Origin of the sequence: Pseudocitrobacter vendiensis, assembly GCF_943590815.1 — a bacterium.
GTDB lineage: Bacteria > Pseudomonadota > Gammaproteobacteria > Enterobacterales > Enterobacteriaceae > Pseudocitrobacter > Pseudocitrobacter vendiensis.
Window position 1 is genome coordinate 1 of the sequence record NZ_CALSBS010000003.1, and the last position, 17,944, is coordinate 17,944.

Below are 17,944 nucleotides of genomic sequence, written 5' to 3' on the forward strand. Positions count from 1 at the left end.
AAGAGCAGTTGCAACGCGGCTTTACGCTCACCGTTGCGAGGTGGCGTATAATACGCTTTCCTCCTTCAGAGTCAAGCGCTTATTTTCGCTTTTCTCTGGCGGCGTTCCCGAAGGAAGCCTGCTAACCCGGCGGCTTAGAAGCCGTTGTTCCGTGTCAGTGGAGGCGCATTATAGGGAGTTATTTCAGGCAGGCAAGCGTTTATTAAAAAAAAATTACAGTTCGTGCTTTTTTTCACCAATACACATGGTAATACGCCATAAAATGCACTCTTTGGCCTTTTTGCAGCCGATTTTTATCGGTGAATGGCATACTAGAACCAATAACAAGATACAGGACACCTTTATATGTCTTTAAGCGCACAGCAATTAGCAGCTCAAAAAAACATCTCATGGGTATTAGCAGAGAAGTTAGCCCAGAAAATCCTTAAGGGTGAATATGCGCCGGAAAGCATTTTGCCGGGCGAAATGGAATTAGGTGAGATCTTCGGCGTTAGCCGTACCGCCGTTCGTGAAGCGGTCAAAACCCTTTCCGCTAAAGGGATGCTTCTGCCGCGCCCACGTATTGGCACGCGCGTTATGCCCCAATCACACTGGAACTTTCTCGATACCGAGTTGCTTGCCTGGTGGCTGACGGAAGATAATTTTCAGGAAGTGATGAAACACTTTCTGGTACTCCGCCACAGCCTTGAGCCACAGGCCTGCTTACTGGCCGCTATGTTAGGCACTGCAGAGCAAAAAGCGGAGCTCAATACGTTAATGAAGGAGATGGCGATTCTGAAAAAGAACTTCGATCGCCAACGCTGGATTGATGTGGATACCGCCTGGCACGAGCATATCTACGAAATGACGGCCAACCCGTTCCTCATATCCTTCGCTAAACTTTTCCATTCGGTCTATCACACATACTTTACCTCGATTACTCAGGATGAAGTGATCGAACTGGAAAAGCATCAGGCAATTGTTAACGCTATTCAGGAAAGCGATAGCCAAAAAGCGTTTATTGCCTGCCAGGCGCTATTAAGCGCACCGCATATTCGACCTGGAGTATAAAAGCATCGCATGATAAAGAAAAAAGCGCGGAGTATGGCCGGGTTGCCGTGGATAGCCGCCATGGCATTTTTTATGCAGGCCCTGGATGCGACAATACTGAATACCGCGCTCCCCGCCATCGCGCACAGCCTCAACCGTTCACCGCTCGCCATGCAGTCCGCTATTATCAGTTACACCCTGACGGTAGCCATGCTGATACCAGTAAGCGGCTGGTTGGCCGACCGTTTCGGTACCCGCCGCATCTTTATGATTGCCGTGACGCTTTTCACGCTGGGTTCGCTGGCCTGCGCCCTCTCAACATCATTATTAGAGCTGGTTATCTTCCGCGTCATTCAGGGCATCGGCGGGGCGATGATGATGCCCGTCGCGCGTCTGGCGCTCCTGCGCGCGTACCCACGCAGCGAACTCCTGCCGGTGCTTAACTTCGTCACTATGCCGGGACTGGTGGGGCCGATACTCGGTCCGGTACTTGGCGGCGTGCTGGTCACGTGGGCCAGTTGGCATTGGATTTTCCTTATCAATATTCCGATTGGAATTACGGGTCTCTTCTATGCCCGCAAATACATGCCTAACTTCACCACGCCGAAGCGCAGCTTTGATATGTCAGGATTCCTGCTGTTTGGCCTGAGCCTGGTGCTGTTCTCCAGCGGGATGGAGCTGTTCGGCGAACGTATTGTGGCAAGCTGGATAGCTTTCGCGATTATCGGCATCAGTATTCTGTTGTTGATGGCTTATATTCGCCATGCCCGCCGTCATCCGACGCCGCTTATCTCTCTGTCACTCTTTAAGACGCGCACGTTTTCCGTCGGCATTGCCGGAAACCTGGCTACGCGTTTAGGCACCGGCTGCGTGCCCTTTCTGATGCCCTTGATGCTGCAGGTCGGTTTTGGCTATCCGGCGCTAATTGCTGGTTGCATGATGGCCCCGACCGCGCTCGGGTCTATTCTGGCAAAATCGACGGTTACGCAGGTACTGCGCTGGCTCGGTTATCGGAAAACACTGGTGGGAATTACGCTATTTATCGGCGTGATGATTGCACAGTTCTCGCTGCAATCACCCTCAATGCCGATTTGGATGTTGATCCTGCCGCTGTTTGTGCTCGGGATGGCGATGTCAACGCAGTTTACGTCGATGAATACCATTACGCTTGCCGATCTGACGGATGAGAACGCCAGCAGCGGCAACAGCATGCTGGCCGTAACGCAACAGCTCTCAATCAGTTTGGGGGTGGCGATCAGCGCCGCCGTGTTAAGGGTGTACCAGGGAATGGAAGGCTCGAACACCATCGAGCAGTTCCACTACACCTTTATTACGATGGGCGGGATAACGGTAGTGTCAGCCTTCATGTTTATGCTGCTGAAGCCGAAAGATGGCCGCAACCTGATTAAGGAGCGGCACAAAGCTTAAACGGAGCCGCGAACCACCAGCTCGGGCGTCAGCTGTACACGCTGCTGTTTTTGTCCGGGCTGGGCCATACGGTGGATCAACACATCAATCGCCAGTTCGCCCAGTTCATCTTTGGGCTGATGAATGGTGGTGAGCGGCGGCGTCATGTAGCGCGCCAGTTCAATATCGTCATAACCAATCACCGCCATATCCTGCGGAATGCGCAACCCGGCCTGATAAAGCGCCTGATAAGCCCCGACCGCCATCGCATCATTACCGATAAATACCGCCTGCGGCAATTCTGGTTGCGCCAGCAACTGCTGCATGGCATCAAAGCCACCGCCAAATTCAAAGTTACTGATGATCACATAACCGTCAGGAACATCCAGCCCGGCATGCTGCATGGCAGCCTGATATCCTTCCAGACGCAAACGTGCAGGCGTTTTATCCAGCGGCCCGGCGATACAGGCGATGCGGGTGTGGCCCTGTTCGATGAGATAGCGTGTCGCCATGTCACCGCCCAGCAAAGAGTTATCCTGAATCAGATCGCTGTCGCCATCAAACGGTGCCCAGTCCATCATCACCGTCGGAATGGACGGATAACGCTGCATAATCTCCTGCGACGGCTGGTGCGTTTCGGTGCATAACAGCAATAACCCATCAACGCGTTTTTGCATTAGCGTCTCAAGATTGCGGTTCATCCGCTGCTCGTCACCTTCGGTATTACACAGCACCAGGCTGTAGCCGCGTTCAAAACAGCTGCGCTCGACGCCGCGCACCAGCTCCGAATAGAACGGATTGGTACTGGCGGTGATCAGCATGCCAATAGTGCGGGTTTGATTCAGTTTGAGACTACGCGCTATCGCAGATGGCGCGTAGTTCAGGCTTTTGATGGCCGCATCGACTTTTTCAGTGATTGCTTCACTGACGTAGCGGTCTTTATTAATGACGTGAGAAACGGTAGAGGTTGAAACGCCCGCCACGCGAGCGACATCTTTCATGGTAGCCAAACATTACCTCTGCTGATTCAGAAATTCGTCGATCTCTTCACGCCAGGGAACGGAAGGCTGCGCGCCTTTGCGGGTAACGGCAATGGCCGCCGCCGCGTGCGCGAAACGAATCGCCTCGTTCAGCGGTTTTTCTTCCAGCAGTGCGGTGATCAGCGCGCCGTTGAAGGTATCTCCGGCGGCGATGGTATCAATGGCCTGCACTTTAAAGCCAGGCACGCGTTGACCTTCGCCCTTCACGCTTGCCCATACGCCACGGCTACCCAGGGTGATGATAACGGTGTCGATGCCTTTGGCATGGAGTGCCTGCGCCGCTTTCGCCGCATCGTCATCATTTTCCACGCGGATACCCGTCAGCTTCTCGGCTTCGGTTTCATTCGGCGTGATAATGTCCACCAGCGCCAGCAGTTCATCAGAAAGCTCACGCGCCGGGGCCGGGTTTAAAATCACCTGCGTCTGGTGCTGATGGGCAATTTTAGCCGCCAGCAGGACGCTTTCCAGCGGTGATTCAAGCTGCATCAGCAGTGCATCCGCCTGCGCAATACGCGTTTTCTGTGCTTCAACCAATGCAGGCGACAGCGCTGCATTGGCGCCCGCGTGAATACCAATGACGTTTTCGCCTTCGCCGTTAACGAAAATCAGCGCCACACCGGTCGACTCACCGGGGATAACACTGACAGGAGCAACGTCGATACGGTCGCCAGCTAACTGTTTACGTACTCGCTCGCCAGTATCATCTTCGCCTGTACAGGCAATAAACGCGATATTTGCGCCGCTGCGCCCGGCAGCCACCGCCTGGTTTGCACCTTTGCCACCAAACGCGACCTGATACTGGTTACCGGTGACGGTTTCACCCGGCGTCGGGAAGGATTCGAGATTAAGGATGTGATCGGCATTGATGCTGCCAAGAACGACGAGTTTGCCTGCGGTTTTCATTTCAGCGTGTCCGATAAGTGCGCCACCCGTTGCCGGGTGGCGCGTGCCCTGCTTTTCTTTATAGGTTGTCCCTCAAGCCTTTTGTGGCCCGATGGTGACTTATTGCTTAATGACCAGTTTCAGGTCAACCGGATATTTAGCCTGAACTTTCTGGCCTTTCAGGACCTTATCCGCAGTTTCAACGCCTTTCGCGCCGATCTGCTCTGGCAACTGAGCAATAGTCGCTGACAGTTTGCCATCATTTACTGCTTTTTCGCCATCTGGCGTGCCGTCAAACCCGACAACCATCACATCAGATTTACCTGCGGTTTGCAGCGCACGCAGTGCACCCAGCGCCATTTCATCGTTCTGAGCAAATACCGCCTGTACATCCGGATGAGCGGTCAGCAGGTTCTGCATGACGTTCAGGCCCTTGGTGCGGTCGAAGTCAGCCGGTTGGCTCGCCAGCACGTTAAATTTGTGCGCGGCCACAGCCTGCTGGAAACCTTCACCACGCTCACGCGCGGCAGATGTTCCGGCGATACCTTGTAATTCAATCACCTTCGCGCCTTCACCGGCTTTTTTCGCGATGTAATCACCGGCGATTTTCCCGCCCAGCACGTTATCAGACGCGATATGGCTGACCACTTCGCCTTTCGACGCTACGCGGTCGAGGGTGATAACCGGGATTTTAGACTGGTTAGCCATTTTGATGGCGTTACCCACTGCGTCGGAATCCGTTGGGTTGACCAGCAGAATTTTCGCGCCGCGCACGGTCAGATCCTGCACGTTCGCCAGCTCTTTCGCCGGGTTGTTCTGCGAATCCAGTACCACCAGGTTGTAACCCAGTTTGTCGGCTTCTTTCTGCGCGCCATCTTTCAGGGACACGAAGAACGGGTTATTCAGGGTAGAGATGACCAGCGCGATAGTGTCTTTCGCCATCGCGTTTGCGCTGACAGTGGCGCTCAGCGCAACAGCAGAAACCAGGGTAGCCAGTTTTTTCATATTCATAGTTAAGATGTCCTGTAGAGTCGTGAGTTACTGCTTTTTGTTGTCTACCAGCACCGCCAGCAAAATCACCACTGCTTTAACGATCATCTGGTAATAGGAAGAAACACCCAGCAAATTCAAACCATTATTCAGGAAACCGAGGATCAGTGCGCCGATCAGCGTCCCAACAATACGACCTTTACCGCCCGCAAGGCTGGTGCCACCCAGCACAACCGCCGCGATAGCATCCAGCTCGTAGCCGGTACCCGCTGTCGGCTGCGCAGAAGAGAGACGCGCCACTTCGATAACCCCCGCCAGCGACGCCAGCAAGCCGCACAAAGCGTAGACGATAATTTTGATTTTATTGACGCTGATACCAGAAAGACGCGTTGCCGCTTCGTTACCGCCCAGCGCATAGATATAGCGACCAAGACGCGTGTGATGCAGCATGTACCAGGCCGCCAGGAAGACAATCGCCATGATCCACACCGGCGTCGGGATGCCCAGCGGGCGGCCAATCCCGAACCAGCCGAACAGATCGGCGTTATCGGTAAAGCCGGTGTTCACCGGGCTACCGTTGGTGTACACCATCGTTACGCCGCGCAGCAGTAGCATCATCACCAGCGTGGCGATAAACGCCTGCACGCGACCTTTCGCCACAATCACCCCGGTCACCGCGCCAATAGCGCCGCCTAACGCCAGCGCGACAGCCACCGCCACCAGCGCATTGACTTCAAGGCCGACAATCGAGGCGGCGACAGCGCCGGTGAGCGCCAGCAGGGAACCGACGGACAGGTCAATCCCCGAGGTCAAAATCACCAGCGTCATCCCCACTGCCATAATGGCGTTAACGGAGGTCTGTTGCAGGATGTTGAACAGATTATTGACGGTAAAAAAGTTGGGACTCATGGTCGAGACGATGGCAATCAGCACCAGCAAAGCGATCAGCGATTTTTGCTCCATCAGCCATGCTTTGGTGAAATAGCGGCGACCAGCGACAGCCTGGTTTGTCATCTTCTTTACTCCTGATTCACACGGTTAAGCTTGCCCACAGCGGCAGCCATTAATACTTCCTGGGTGGCCTGCTCGCGTGTGAATTCACCGCCGAGATGCCCTTCATGCATCACAATAATGCGATCGCTCATCCCCAGAACTTCCGGCATCTCGGAGGAGACCAGAATGATGCTCAGGCCATCGGCCTTGAACTGGTTGATAAGCTGATAAATCTCTTTTTTCGCGCCAACATCCACGCCGCGAGTCGGTTCGTCGAGAATCAGCACCTTCGGGCGCGTCATCAGGCCACGTGCGATGGCGACTTTCTGCTGATTACCGCCGGAAAGCAGGCCGATAGCCTGTTCCATTGATGGCGTTTTGACGTTAAACAGACGGATAAAATCACTGACCGCCTGCTGCTCATCTTTATGCTTCAGGCTGCCGCCCGCATGGCTGAAGTAGCGCAGCGCCGTCAGCGACATGTTCTCTTTTACCGACATGCCGAGCACCAAGCCATCACGTTTGCGGTCTTCAGAGATATAGACGATGCCGTTCGCCAGCCCATCCTGCGGGGAGCGCGCCACCACTTCGTGGCCGTCGAGGGTGACATAGCCGCTGCTGCGTGGCAGCGCGCCGTAAAGCACTTTCATCAGTTCCGTACGCCCTGCCCCCATCAGCCCCGCAACGCCAAGAATTTCGCCTTTGCGCAGCGTGAAGGAGACGTTTTCAACGCCGGATCCGCACAGGTTATCGACCTTCAGGCGGATCTCACCAGGCGCTTTATCGAGGCGCGGATATTGATCTTCGAGCTTACGCCCTACCATCATTTCGATCAGCGAATCTTCCGTTAGCGAGGAAACTTCCCGCTCAGCGATAAACTGCCCATCGCGGAATACGGTCACGTCATCGCAAATCTCGAAGATTTCTTTCATGCGGTGGGAGATATAGACAATGCCGCGCCCCTGCGATTTCAGCTCGCGAATAACGCGGAACAGGGATTCGGTTTCGGTATCCGTTAACGCATCGGTCGGTTCATCCATCACGATGACCTTCGACTCAAAGCTCAGCACTTTGGCAATTTCCACCATCTGCTGATCGCCGATAGAGAGTTCCCCCACCAGCCTGTCGCTTTTAAAGCGCAGATTGAGTTTTGCCAGCAAGACATCCGCTTCAGCGTACATCTTCTTCCAGTCAATTTTGCCAAAGCGATTCACAAACTCGCGGCCCAGGAAGATGTTTTCCGCAATAGTGAGCTGCGGGATCAGGTTCAGTTCCTGGTGGATGATACCTATCCCGGCTTCCTGCGACGATTTCGGCCCGCTAAAGGTGGTTTCTTTGCCCAGCCATAAAAGCGAACCAGCATCACGAGAGTAGATACCGGTTAGCACTTTCATCATCGTGGATTTGCCCGCGCCGTTTTCGCCAACCAGCGCCATCACGCGGCCCGCATAAACATTTAACGCCGCGCCAGAGAGGGCTTTCACGCCCGGGAAGGATTTATCGATACCTTTTAATTGCAGTAATGCGTCCATGTTGGCCTCAGAAGGTGACGCCAGCACAGAGAATAATGTTCGCATACGGGGAGCACTCCCCGCTGCGAATCACCGCCTGACTGTCTGCGGTTTGTTTTTTAAACTGCTCATGGGTGGTGTAACGAATTTCTATGGTGTTTCCCTGGTGTTGTTGCAGTTGCCCGATGAATTTGAGCAACGTTTCGTGGAGTTGCGGATTATGTTGTTTAATCTCCGAGGCGAGAATGGCGGCCTCAACCTGCATTTCACGGGTCACCACGTCCAGCACCTGCATAAAAGTGGGAACGCCCTGGGTTAACGCCATATCAATACGCGTTGTACTGCGTGGGATGGGTAAACCCGCATCACACACCACCAGCGTATCGGTATGCCCCAGGCGGGAGATGACCGATGAGATCTCAGAATTAAGTACCGTGCCTTTCTTCATTTTCTTGCTCCACTAGCGAAACGTTTCGCTGATGTAAGTTTAATCTTAAGAGTGAGCAGAAAACCAACATGGCGTAACAGAATTGTGATCGCCGTCGAAACGTTTCGCTCGCGACGAAAAAGCGAAGGGTAGAAAGAGAAACGCCGGGAGGTGATAAAACGACCCGGCGTTTTGACAGCCTTTAAATCTCGACCTGGGTGCCCAGCTCGATAACCCTGTTAGGCGGGATTTCAAACTGATCCGGCGCACGCAGGGCGTTTCGTTGCAGCAGCAGATAGAGCTTACCGCGCAGGCGCAAATACCATGGGCGTTTGCCAACAATCAGCGACTCATGCGACATAAAGAACGACGTTTCCATCATTCGGCAGCTTAAACCTTCCAGACCGCAACGGTGGAAGACCTCTTCCACGTTTGGCGTTTCGCGCCAGCCGTAGCTGGCCACCACGCGCCAGAAGGTTGGCGAAAGCTGTTCAATCTGCACACGACGCACGTTATGGACGTAAGGCGCATCTTCCGTGCGCAGCGTCAGTAAGATCACACGCTCATGCAGTACTTTGTTGTGCTTAAGGTTGTGCATCATGGCAAACGGAATCACGTTCAACGCACGCGACATATACACCGCAGTGCCCGGTACGCGAACCGGCGGTGATTTCTCCAGCGAGGCGATCATCGCCTCCAGAGAGTTGCCATGCTCATGCATACGACGCAGCAGACGGAAACGTTCGCTTTTCCAGGTCGTCATCACGATAAACATCACCGTACCGAGGCTCAGCGGCAGCCAGCCGCCGGAGACGATTTTATCGAGGTTTGCCGAGAACAGCGGAATATCGATGCACAGGAAGGCGACCAGAATGAATGCCACCAGGAACTTGTTCCAGTGCCAGTTTTTACGCGCCACGGTAGTCGACAGAATCGAGGTCAGCACCATCGTACCGGTTACCGCAATACCGTATGCCGCCGCCAGATTGCTGGAGTGCTCGAAATTGATAATGACAATCACCACCGAGAAATAGAGCAGCCAGTTGATGAACGGGATGTAAATCTGCCCGGACTCCATTTCAGAGGTGTGAATAATGCGCATCGGCGAAAGATACCCCAGACGCACCGCCTGGCGTGTCAGCGAGAAGACACCGGAAATAACCGCCTGCGAGGCGATAACCGTCGCCAGCGCCGCCAGAATCAACAGCGGGATCAGCGCCCATTCCGGCGCGAGCAGGAAAAACGGGTTCTTAATCGCTTCCGGATGCTTCAAAAGCAGCGCGCCCTGCCCGAAGTAGTTCAGCGTCAAAGACGGCAGAACCACCGAGAACCAGGCCAAACGAATAGGGAATTTACCGAAGTGGCCCATATCCGCGTACAGCGCTTCTACCCCGGTGATGGAGAGGACAACCGCCCCCAGCGCCACAAACGACACCATCTTATATTCAAGGAAGAAACGCACTGCCCATATTGGATTCAGCGCCTGAAGGACTTCCGGGTTGCCCATAATGCTGCGCACGCCCAGCACCGCCAGAATCAGGAACCACGCCAGCATAATCGGCGCGAAGAGCTTGCCGACCATCCCGGTACCGTGTTTCTGAATCATAAACAGCAGCGTCAGTACCAGTATCGAGAGTGGCACTATCCAGCTATCCAGCTGTGGCGCGACGATTTCCAGACCTTCAATGGCCGACATCACCGAAATCGCAGGCGTGATGACCACTTCCCCATAGAAGAAGCTGCCGCCGATCAATCCAATTATCACCAGGAAAGAGGTCGTTTTAGCTGACGTGTTGCGCCCCGCCAAAGACATTAGCGTCAGAATCCCCCCCTCACCGGCGTTATCCGCACGCATAACGAAGGTCAGGTACTTAATAGAGACAACAAAGATCAGCAGCCAGAAGATTAATGACAGAAAGCCAAAAACCGCGTCACGTTCAACGCCAAAACCAAACTGCCCGGACAAACATTCTCGAAGAGTATAAAGAGGGCTGGTGCCGATATCGCCGTATACCACCCCAATGGCGGCGAGGGTTATCGCCGACAAAGATTGCTTCTTATCAGTGCTCATAGACTAGTCTTTCGTTTGTAAAACAAATGAGTGCCTGGTCCCTTGGCCCACGAAAAGCGCACAGTATGCACGATTAATCGCAAAATCGTACCCTTATGTGAATTCATATTAACCTGGCGCAAAGAAAATGAAGCGCTTCTTCAGCCTATTATCCTCGTCCATGAAACGTCTATACTCGCTCAGTTAGCCGTATGTTCGGCGAAAGGATGCAACTCAATTATGGCCCAATCACATTTATTAGCAGAAAGAATTTCGCGTCTGAGTAGCGCACTTGAGAAAGGGCTGTATGAACGCAGTCACGCTATCCGCCTGTGCCTGCTGGCAGCGCTCAGCGGCGAGAGCGTGTTTTTGCTTGGCCCGCCTGGTATCGCCAAGAGCCTGATTGCGCGACGCATTAAGTTCGCTTTTGAACACGCCCGCGCCTTTGAATATCTGATGACCCGCTTCTCCACGCCGGAAGAAGTCTTTGGCCCACTTTCCATCCAGGCGTTGAAAGATGAAGGACGCTATGAGCGTCTGACCGCAGGCTATTTGCCGGAAGCGGAAATCGTCTTTCTTGATGAGATCTGGAAAGCTGGCCCGGCGATTCTGAACACCTTGTTAACCGCCATTAACGAACGCCACTTCCGTAACGGCGCGACGGTCGAGAAAATCCCGATGCGCCTGCTGGTGGCCGCATCGAACGAACTGCCTGAAGCAGAAAGCAGCCTTGAAGCGCTATATGACCGCATGCTGATTCGTTTGTGGCTCGACAAGGTACAGGAAAAAGGCAACTTCCGTTCCATGCTGGTGAGCCAGCAGGATGAGAACGAAAACCCGGTATCACCAGGGCTTCAGGTCTCCGATGAAGAGTTTTTCCAGTGGCAGAAAGACATCGCCGCTATCAAGCTACCGGATACGGTTTTTGAACTGATCTTCACCCTGCGCCAGCAGCTCGATACGCTGCCCAATGCACCTTATGTCTCTGACCGTCGCTGGAAGAAAGCGATTCGCCTGCTACAGGCCAGTGCATTCTTCAGCGGGCGCGATGCCATTGCGCCTATCGATCTGATTCTGCTTAAAGAGTGCCTGTGGCACGACGCGCAAAGCCGCAACTTGATGCAGCAACAGCTCGAAATATTGATGACCGGGCACGCCTGGCAACAGCAATCGATGCTAAATCGCCTGAGCGCTATTACTCAGCATCGCTTGCAGCTTCAGCAGCAGGAAAGCGATAAAACCGCGCTCAAAGTGACGCGTCTGGGCGGTATGTTCAGCCGTAAACCGCACTATGAGCTTCCGGCGGAAGTTCAGGGCCCAATGGTCACGTTACTGCTGCAAAAACCGCTCAAATTGCACGATATCGATGTTATTCACATCACCTTCGAGCGTCAGGTGCTGGCACACTGGCTGGAGAAAGGCGGTGAAATTCGCGGCAAACTCAATGGCATCGGTTTTGCGCTAACGTTGAATTTGGAGGTTGATAACGCGCAGCATCTGGTCGTGCGTGATATCAGTTTGCAGGGCTCACGGCTGGCGCTGCCGGGAACCGAAAGCCAGCAGAACATGCCAGCAGAAATCAAACAGCAGCTCGACGAACTGGCGGAAGAGTGGCATCGACAGCATCTGAGCTTTAACGATCAGCAAAAATGCCTGTTCATTCATAGCGACTGGCTGGCGCAGATTGAAGCCAGCCTGCAGGATGTCGCGGCGCAGATCAAACAGGCTCAGCAATGCTGACTATCGATACGCTCAACGTGATGCTGGCGGTCAGCGAAGAGGGATTGATCGAAGAGACGATCATCGCCCTGCTGGCGTCACCACAGCTATCGGCATTCTTTAAGAAATTCCCGCGCCTGAAAAGCGCTATTACGGAAGATCTGCCCCGCTGGCGCGAAAACCTGAAAAGCACACTTAAAGGTACACACGTACCGCCGGAGCTGGAAGAAGAAGTGCTCTGCTATCAGCAGTGCCAGACCTTCTCCACGCCGCAAATCAATGCCCAGTTGCCGCAGATCCTGGCGCTGCTGAAGAAGGTGCGCTCACCCTACGCCGAACAGGCGCAGCAGCTGGCGGCGCATAATCCTACCTTCACCCCGGCGCTGCATACGCTGTTCCTGCAACGCTGGCGGCTAAGCCTGGTAGTGCAGGCGACATCGCTCAACCAACAGTTACTGGAAGGCGAACGGGAACAACTGCTGAGCGAGGTTCAGGAGCGAATGACCCTGAGCGGCCAACTGGAACCGGTGCTGGTCGAGAACGAAAACGCCGCCGGTCGCCTGTGGGATATGAGTGCCGGGCAGCTTAAGCGCGGTGACTATCAGTTGATCGTGAAGTACGGCGATTTTCTCAGCCAGCAGCCGGAACTGATGCAACTGGCGGATCAACTGGGTCGATCGCGTGAAGCAAAATCGGTGCCCAAAAAAGATGCGCCAATGGAAACCTTCCGCACGCTGGTGCGCGAACCCTCAACCGTACCGGAGCAGGTTGATGGCATTCAGCAAAGCGATGACATCCTGCGTCTGCTGCCGCCGGAACTGGCTACGCTCGGCATTACCGAGCTGGAGTATGAGTTTTACCGGCGGCTGGTGGAGAAACAATTACTCACCTATCGACTACACGGCGATGCGTGGCATGAGAAAGTTACTGAGCGCCCGGTGATACACCAGGACGTTGACGAACAACCGCGCGGCCCGTTTGTCGTCTGCGTGGACACGTCAGGATCAATGGGCGGCTTTAATGAGCAGTGCGCGAAAGCCTTTTGCCTCGCGATGATGCGCGTGGCGCTGGCGGATAACCGCCGTTGCTTCATTATGCTGTTTTCCAGCGAAGTGGTGCGTTACGAGCTGACTGGCCCGCAGGGGATAGAGCAGGCGATCCGTTTCCTGAGCCAGCGTTTTCGCGGCGGTACCGACATGGCGAGCTGTTTTCGCGCCATCATTGAACGCCTGGAAAACCCGACCTGGCAGGATGCCGATGCGGTGGTGATTTCAGACTTTATCGCCCAGCGTCTGCCGGATGAGGTGGTGAGTAGGGTCGGGGAGTTACAGCGAAAACATCAGCACCGTTTTCATGCGGTAGCGATGTCTGCACACGGCAAGCCCGGCATCATGCGCATCTTTGACCACATCTGGCGCTTCGATACCGGTTTGCGTAGCCGCCTGCTCAGACGCTGGCGGCGTTAAATCTTACAGCAGAGAAGAGACGCCTTCACGAACCTGTGCTGGCCACACACCGCACTGAACCTGTCCGATGTGGGAGAGTTGCAGCAGCAGCATGGTCAGACGCGACTGGCCAATCCCACCGCCGATGGTCTGCGGCATTTCACCACGCAGCAGCGCCTGGTGCCACTCCAGTTGCAGGCGCTCTTCGTCGCCGGTCAGCTGAAGCTGGTGTTGCAGCGCTTTTGCATCAACGCGGATCCCCATAGAAGAGAGCTCGAACGCATCTTCCAGAATCGGGTTCCAGACCAGGATATCGCCGTTCAGACCCGCCAGACCAGATTCCGCCTGGGTGCTCCAGTCATCGTAATCCGGCGCACGGACATCATGGCGCTGACCATCAGAGAGTTTGCCGCCGATCCCAATCAGGAAGACGGCACCCAATTCTTTGGCAATCGCACGTTCACGACCTTTCGCGTCGAGATCCGGATAACGGCTTAACAGCGTCTGGCTGTGCACAAAGTGGATCTGTTCTGGCAGGAACGGTGCCAGGCCAAACTCTTTGCTTACGGCTTCTTCTGTTGCTTTGATCCCCGCCCAAATCGCCTTCACGGTACTTTCCAGGGTACCGAGATGACGCTCGCCATCACCCATCACGCGTTCCCAGTCCCACTGGTCAACGTAAACGGAGTGGATCGGCGAAAGGCGGTCTTCATCGGGGCGAAGGGCTTTCATGTGCGTGTAGAGCCCTTCACCCGCGCTGAAGTCGTGCTGTCCCAGGGTTTGACGTTTCCACTTCGCCAGAGAGTGCACCACTTCAAACTGGGCCTCTGGCAGGGCTTTCACTTTTACCTGTACCGCTTTTTCGCAACCAGACAGGTTGTCCTGCGTCCCATCCCCTACGCGGCTCAGCAGCGGTGCCTGAACTTCAATCAGACCCAACTTTTCTTCTAGCTGACGAGAGAAAAAGGATTTTACGAAACTAATCTGGCGTTGTTTTGCGATGTAAGCGGTTTTCATTTTTTATTACTCCTGCGTCCTGTTGGTTATGATTAAGCAACAGAATGCGGGTCATATTCAATAATCAACAGATAAAAAGGCGACTTAACTTTTGATTCGTTAAAAATAGGCGCTAAAATAGAAAGAATCATCATTCTTCATAAGAAAAAGCTATGGAAAATTATCAGATCGACAATCTGGACCGCGGCATCCTTGACGCCTTAATGGCGAATGCCCGCACCGCTTACGCCGAATTAGCCAAACAGTTCGGCGTCAGCCCCGGCACCATTCACGTTCGCGTCGAGAAAATGAAACAGGCGGGCATCATTACCGGGGCCCGCGTCGATGTCAGCCCAAAACAGCTCGGATACGATGTCGGCTGCTTTATCGGTATTATATTGAAGAGTGCAAAAGACTATCCGTCAGCGCTGGCGCGGCTGGAAAGCCTGGATGAAGTCACCGAGGCGTACTACACCACCGGCCATTACAGCATCTTTATTAAAGTGATGTGCCGTTCGATCGACGCTTTGCAGCACGTACTTATCAACAAGATCCAAACAATTGATGAAATTCAGTCCACCGAAACCCTGATCGTCCTGCAGAACCCGATCATGCGTACCATCAAGCCGTGATCGGCTTTTTTAATCCCATACTTTTCCACAGGTAGATCCCAGACCGTTCACAGCGTACAATACGCCACTCTTAATAAAGGTGGCGGTTATGGCAGATATCACACTCATCAGCGGAAGCACACTTGGCAGCGCCGAGTATGTGGCGGAACACCTGGCTGAAAAGCTGGAAGACGCGGGTTTTTCGACCGAAACGCTGCATGGTCCTTTATTAGAGGATCTCTCTGCATCGGGTATCTGGCTGATTATCAGCTCCACACACGGTGCGGGTGACATTCCCGACAACCTGCTGCCTTTTTATAACGATCTCCGCGAGCAGAAACCCGACCTCTCTCAGGTTCGTTTCGGTTCAATCGGTATTGGCAGTCGTGAATATGACACTTTCTGTGGTGCCATCGATAAAATCGACACTGAATTGACCGCCTGCGGCGCGAAACAGATTGGTGAAACACTCAAGATCAATGTCCTTGAACATGACATTCCTGAAGATCCTGCGGAAATTTGGGTCGGATCATGGGCCGATCGGCTCAGAGATTTGTAAAGATCCAACTTTATTCTGTGGATAACACTGGTTAAAACCTTGGAACAACCGGTAGTTATCCAAAGAACAACGTATGGTTAGTTTTTGAGTTGTGTATAACTCCCCGTTTTGATCCCAGCTTATACGGAACAGGATCACCGATCATTCACAGATAGTGATCCTTCTTAAGCTTATGATCTTAAATACGGGATCGCACTTATCCACAGTAACTGGCGATCCTAATAAGAGATCACAATAGAACAGATCTCTAAATAAAAAGATCTTCTTTTAAATAGCAAAGATCCAGACGCTTTCTCCATCGACTAAAGTTGAGTAGAATCCACGCCCGGGCTTCAATCCATCATCAAACCGCTTTATGCGAGGCAGACCACCATGTTTTATCAGGATCCTTTTGACGTCATCATCATTGGCGGGGGTCATGCAGGCACTGAGGCCGCGATGGCCGCTGCGCGAATGGGTCAGCAGACCCTGCTTTTGACACACAATATCGACACGCTGGGACAGATGAGCTGCAACCCGGCGATTGGCGGCATTGGGAAAGGACACCTGGTAAAAGAAGTGGATGCACTTGGCGGCCTGATGGCCACCGCGATCGACCATGCGGGTATCCAGTTTAGGATACTAAACGCGAGCAAAGGGCCGGCGGTACGCGCCACGCGTGCTCAGGCGGATCGCGTGCTCTATCGCCAGGCGGTACGTACCGCACTTGAGAACCAACCGAACCTGATGATCTTCCAGCAGGCGGTTGAAGATCTGATTGTGGAAAACGATCGCGTGGTTGGCGCGGTTACCCAGATGGGGCTGAAATTCCGCGCCAAAGCAGTCGTACTCACCGTCGGGACTTTCCTTGATGGCAAAATTCATATCGGGCTGGATAACTACAGCGGTGGCCGTGCTGGCGATCCGCCGTCCATTCCGCTCTCTCGTCGTCTGCGTGAACTGCCGCTGCGCGTGAGCCGTCTCAAAACCGGTACCCCGCCGCGTATCGACGCGCGCACTATCGACTTCAGCGTACTGGCGCAGCAGCACGGTGATAACCCGATGCCCGTTTTCTCGTTCCTTGGCGATGCGTCCCAGCATCCGCGCCAGGTACCGTGCTATGTCACGCATACCAATGAGAAAACCCATGACGTGATCCGCAATAACCTCGACCGTAGCCCAATGTATGCTGGCGTGATTGAAGGAATTGGCCCGCGTTACTGCCCGTCTATCGAAGATAAAGTGATGCGCTTCGCCGACCGAAACCAGCACCAGATCTTCCTGGAGCCGGAAGGGCTGACCTCCAATGAAATTTACCCGAACGGTATCTCCACCAGCCTGCCGTTCGATGTGCAGATGCAAATCGTCCGCTCTATGCAGGGGATGGAAAACGCGAAGATCGTCCGTCCTGGCTATGCTATCGAGTACGATTTCTTCGATCCTCGCGACCTGAAACCGACGCTGGAAAGCAAATTTATCCACGGTCTGTTCTTTGCCGGCCAGATCAACGGCACCACCGGTTATGAAGAAGCCGCTGCGCAGGGCCTGCTTGCCGGTTTGAACGCCGCGCGTTTCTCCGCTGAGAAAGAGGGCTGGGCGCCGCGCCGCGATCAGGCCTACCTGGGTGTGCTGGTTGACGATCTCTGTACGCTGGGAACCAAAGAACCGTACCGCATGTTTACCTCACGTGCGGAATATCGCCTGATGCTGCGCGAAGACAATGCTGATCTGCGTCTGACTGAAGCTGGCCGTGAGCTGGGGCTGGTGGATGACGTGCGTTGGGCGCGCTTCAACGAGAAGCTGGAAAATATCGAACGTGAACGTCAACGTCTGAAAACGACCTGGATTGCACCGTCTTCCGAGTCTGCGGGCGAAGTGAACGCTCACCTGAGTGCGCCGCTGTCACGTGAAGCCAGCGGGGAAGATCTGCTGCGTCGGCCGGAAATGACCTACGAACAGCTGACCGCGCTGACGCCGTTCGCGCCTGCGCTGGGCGATGCTCAGGCCGCTGAACAGGTTGAGATTCAGGTGAAATACGAAGGTTATATCGCGCGTCAGCAGGATGAGATTGAAAAACAACAGCGTAACGAAAATACGCTCCTGCCTGCGACGCTCGATTATCGTCAGGTTAACGGTCTCTCCAACGAAGTGATCGCCAAACTGAACGATCATAAACCGGTTTCTATTGGCCAGGCGTCGCGTATTTCCGGGATTACCCCTGCCGCCATCTCGATTTTGCTGGTTTGGCTGAAAAAACAAGGTATGCTGCGCCGCAGCGCGTAATAACGGTTTTGGGCGGCGGTATT

Annotated in this window: 15 protein-coding genes; 7 read left to right on the forward strand and 8 right to left on the reverse strand. The window is 54.1% G+C overall.

The window, feature by feature from the left end; translation table 11 throughout:
• The first annotated feature begins 345 nt into the window (after positions 1 to 345).
• Both NMC31_RS04600 and mdtD read left to right on the forward strand, forming a co-directional pair.
• A complete protein-coding gene (locus NMC31_RS04600) occupies positions 346 to 1,050 on the forward strand; it encodes a FadR/GntR family transcriptional regulator (protein ID WP_149463823.1) in 705 nt (234 codons plus the stop codon).
• A 9-nt stretch (positions 1,051 to 1,059) separates the two neighbouring features.
• Positions 1,060 to 2,457, forward strand: a complete 1,398-nt coding sequence (gene mdtD, locus NMC31_RS04605) for a multidrug transporter subunit MdtD (RefSeq protein WP_149463822.1) — start codon at positions 1,060 to 1,062, stop codon at positions 2,455 to 2,457.
• Here the strand turns inward: mdtD and rbsR are convergent.
• The 7 genes from rbsR to kup form a co-directional block, all read right to left on the reverse strand.
• Positions 2,454 to 3,446 (reverse strand): ribose operon transcriptional repressor RbsR, encoded by a 993-nt coding sequence (gene rbsR / locus NMC31_RS04610; RefSeq protein ID WP_149463821.1) that lies wholly within the window; start codon positions 3,444 to 3,446, stop codon positions 2,454 to 2,456. The two genes, mdtD and rbsR, sit on opposite strands and share 4 nt — an antisense overlap.
• Before the next feature lie 3 nt (positions 3,447 to 3,449).
• Positions 3,450 to 4,379, reverse strand: a complete 930-nt coding sequence (rbsK, locus tag NMC31_RS04615; RefSeq protein WP_253897125.1) for a ribokinase — start codon at positions 4,377 to 4,379, stop codon at positions 3,450 to 3,452.
• Positions 4,380 to 4,478: 99 nt separating this feature from the next.
• A complete protein-coding gene (rbsB, locus tag NMC31_RS04620; protein WP_253897126.1) occupies positions 4,479 to 5,369 on the reverse strand; it encodes a ribose ABC transporter substrate-binding protein RbsB in 891 nt (296 codons plus the stop codon).
• A 27-nt stretch (positions 5,370 to 5,396) separates the two neighbouring features.
• Complete coding sequence (rbsC, locus tag NMC31_RS04625; protein WP_253897127.1) at positions 5,397 to 6,362, reverse strand: ribose ABC transporter permease; 966 nt, start codon at positions 6,360 to 6,362, stop codon at positions 5,397 to 5,399.
• A gap of 5 nt (positions 6,363 to 6,367) precedes the next feature.
• Positions 6,368 to 7,873, reverse strand: a complete 1,506-nt coding sequence (gene rbsA / locus NMC31_RS04630; RefSeq protein WP_253897310.1) for a ribose ABC transporter ATP-binding protein RbsA — start codon at positions 7,871 to 7,873, stop codon at positions 6,368 to 6,370.
• 7 nt (positions 7,874 to 7,880) lie between these two features.
• On the reverse strand, positions 7,881 to 8,300 hold the full coding sequence (rbsD, locus tag NMC31_RS04635; RefSeq protein WP_108476235.1) for a D-ribose pyranase: 420 nt from the start codon (positions 8,298 to 8,300) through the stop codon (positions 7,881 to 7,883).
• 181 nt (positions 8,301 to 8,481) lie between these two features.
• Positions 8,482 to 10,350 (reverse strand): low affinity potassium transporter Kup, encoded by a 1,869-nt coding sequence (gene kup / locus NMC31_RS04640; RefSeq protein ID WP_253897128.1) that lies wholly within the window; start codon positions 10,348 to 10,350, stop codon positions 8,482 to 8,484.
• Positions 10,351 to 10,569: 219 nt separating this feature from the next.
• On the opposite strand from kup, the gene ravA reads away from it, so the two are divergent.
• The gene (ravA, locus tag NMC31_RS04645; RefSeq protein ID WP_253897129.1) at positions 10,570 to 12,069 is read left to right on the forward strand and encodes an ATPase RavA; all 1,500 of its coding nucleotides are present in this window, start codon (positions 10,570 to 10,572) and stop codon (positions 12,067 to 12,069) included.
• Entirely contained in the window at positions 12,063 to 13,514 is a 1,452-nt protein-coding gene (gene viaA, locus NMC31_RS04650) for an ATPase RavA stimulator ViaA (protein ID WP_253897130.1), read from the forward strand. Before ravA ends, viaA begins: the two co-directional genes overlap by 7 nt.
• Positions 13,515 to 13,517: 3 nt before the next feature.
• On the opposite strand, the gene asnA is transcribed toward viaA, so the two are convergent.
• A complete protein-coding gene (gene asnA, locus NMC31_RS04655) occupies positions 13,518 to 14,510 on the reverse strand; it encodes an aspartate--ammonia ligase (protein WP_149463816.1) in 993 nt (330 codons plus the stop codon).
• Between the two features lie 152 nt (positions 14,511 to 14,662).
• Between asnA and asnC the strand changes: the two genes are divergently transcribed.
• From asnC to mnmG, 3 genes are all read left to right on the forward strand, one after another.
• On the forward strand, positions 14,663 to 15,121 hold the full coding sequence (gene asnC / locus NMC31_RS04660) for a transcriptional regulator AsnC (RefSeq protein ID WP_015966586.1): 459 nt from the start codon (positions 14,663 to 14,665) through the stop codon (positions 15,119 to 15,121).
• An 88-nt stretch (positions 15,122 to 15,209) separates the two neighbouring features.
• Positions 15,210 to 15,659 carry an FMN-binding protein MioC gene (gene mioC, locus NMC31_RS04665; protein ID WP_253897131.1) on the forward strand — a complete coding sequence of 150 codons (450 nt, stop codon included), beginning with the start codon at positions 15,210 to 15,212 and terminating at the stop codon, positions 15,657 to 15,659.
• A 372-nt stretch (positions 15,660 to 16,031) separates the two neighbouring features.
• A complete protein-coding gene (gene mnmG, locus NMC31_RS04670; protein ID WP_149463814.1) occupies positions 16,032 to 17,921 on the forward strand; it encodes a tRNA uridine-5-carboxymethylaminomethyl(34) synthesis enzyme MnmG in 1,890 nt (629 codons plus the stop codon).
• The last annotated feature ends 23 nt before the right edge of the window (positions 17,922 to 17,944 follow it).

Excerpts from the sequence above, each read along its gene's own strand:
- asnC (WP_015966586.1), top strand. The coding sequence starts at position 14,663 with ATGGAAAATTATCAGATCGACAATCTGGACCGCGGCATCCTTGACGCC.
- rbsB (WP_253897126.1), bottom strand. The coding sequence starts at position 5,369 with ATGAATATGAAAAAACTGGCTACCCTGGTTTCTGCTGTTGCGCTGAGC.
- rbsD (WP_108476235.1), bottom strand. The coding sequence starts at position 8,300 with ATGAAGAAAGGCACGGTACTTAATTCTGAGATCTCATCGGTCATCTCC.
- mioC (WP_253897131.1), top strand. The coding sequence starts at position 15,210 with ATGGCAGATATCACACTCATCAGCGGAAGCACACTTGGCAGCGCCGAG.
- NMC31_RS04600 (WP_149463823.1), top strand. The coding sequence starts at position 346 with ATGTCTTTAAGCGCACAGCAATTAGCAGCTCAAAAAAACATCTCATGG.
- kup (WP_253897128.1), bottom strand. The coding sequence starts at position 10,350 with ATGAGCACTGATAAGAAGCAATCTTTGTCGGCGATAACCCTCGCCGCC.
- mdtD (WP_149463822.1), top strand. The coding sequence starts at position 1,060 with ATGATAAAGAAAAAAGCGCGGAGTATGGCCGGGTTGCCGTGGATAGCC.
- rbsK (WP_253897125.1), bottom strand. The coding sequence starts at position 4,379 with ATGAAAACCGCAGGCAAACTCGTCGTTCTTGGCAGCATCAATGCCGAT.
- viaA (WP_253897130.1), top strand. The coding sequence starts at position 12,063 with ATGCTGACTATCGATACGCTCAACGTGATGCTGGCGGTCAGCGAAGAG.
- ravA (WP_253897129.1), top strand. The coding sequence starts at position 10,570 with ATGGCCCAATCACATTTATTAGCAGAAAGAATTTCGCGTCTGAGTAGC.
- rbsA (WP_253897310.1), bottom strand. The coding sequence starts at position 7,873 with ATGGACGCATTACTGCAATTAAAAGGTATCGATAAATCCTTCCCGGGC.
- asnA (WP_149463816.1), bottom strand. The coding sequence starts at position 14,510 with ATGAAAACCGCTTACATCGCAAAACAACGCCAGATTAGTTTCGTAAAA.
- rbsC (WP_253897127.1), bottom strand. The coding sequence starts at position 6,362 with ATGACAAACCAGGCTGTCGCTGGTCGCCGCTATTTCACCAAAGCATGG.
- mnmG (WP_149463814.1), top strand. The coding sequence starts at position 16,032 with ATGTTTTATCAGGATCCTTTTGACGTCATCATCATTGGCGGGGGTCAT.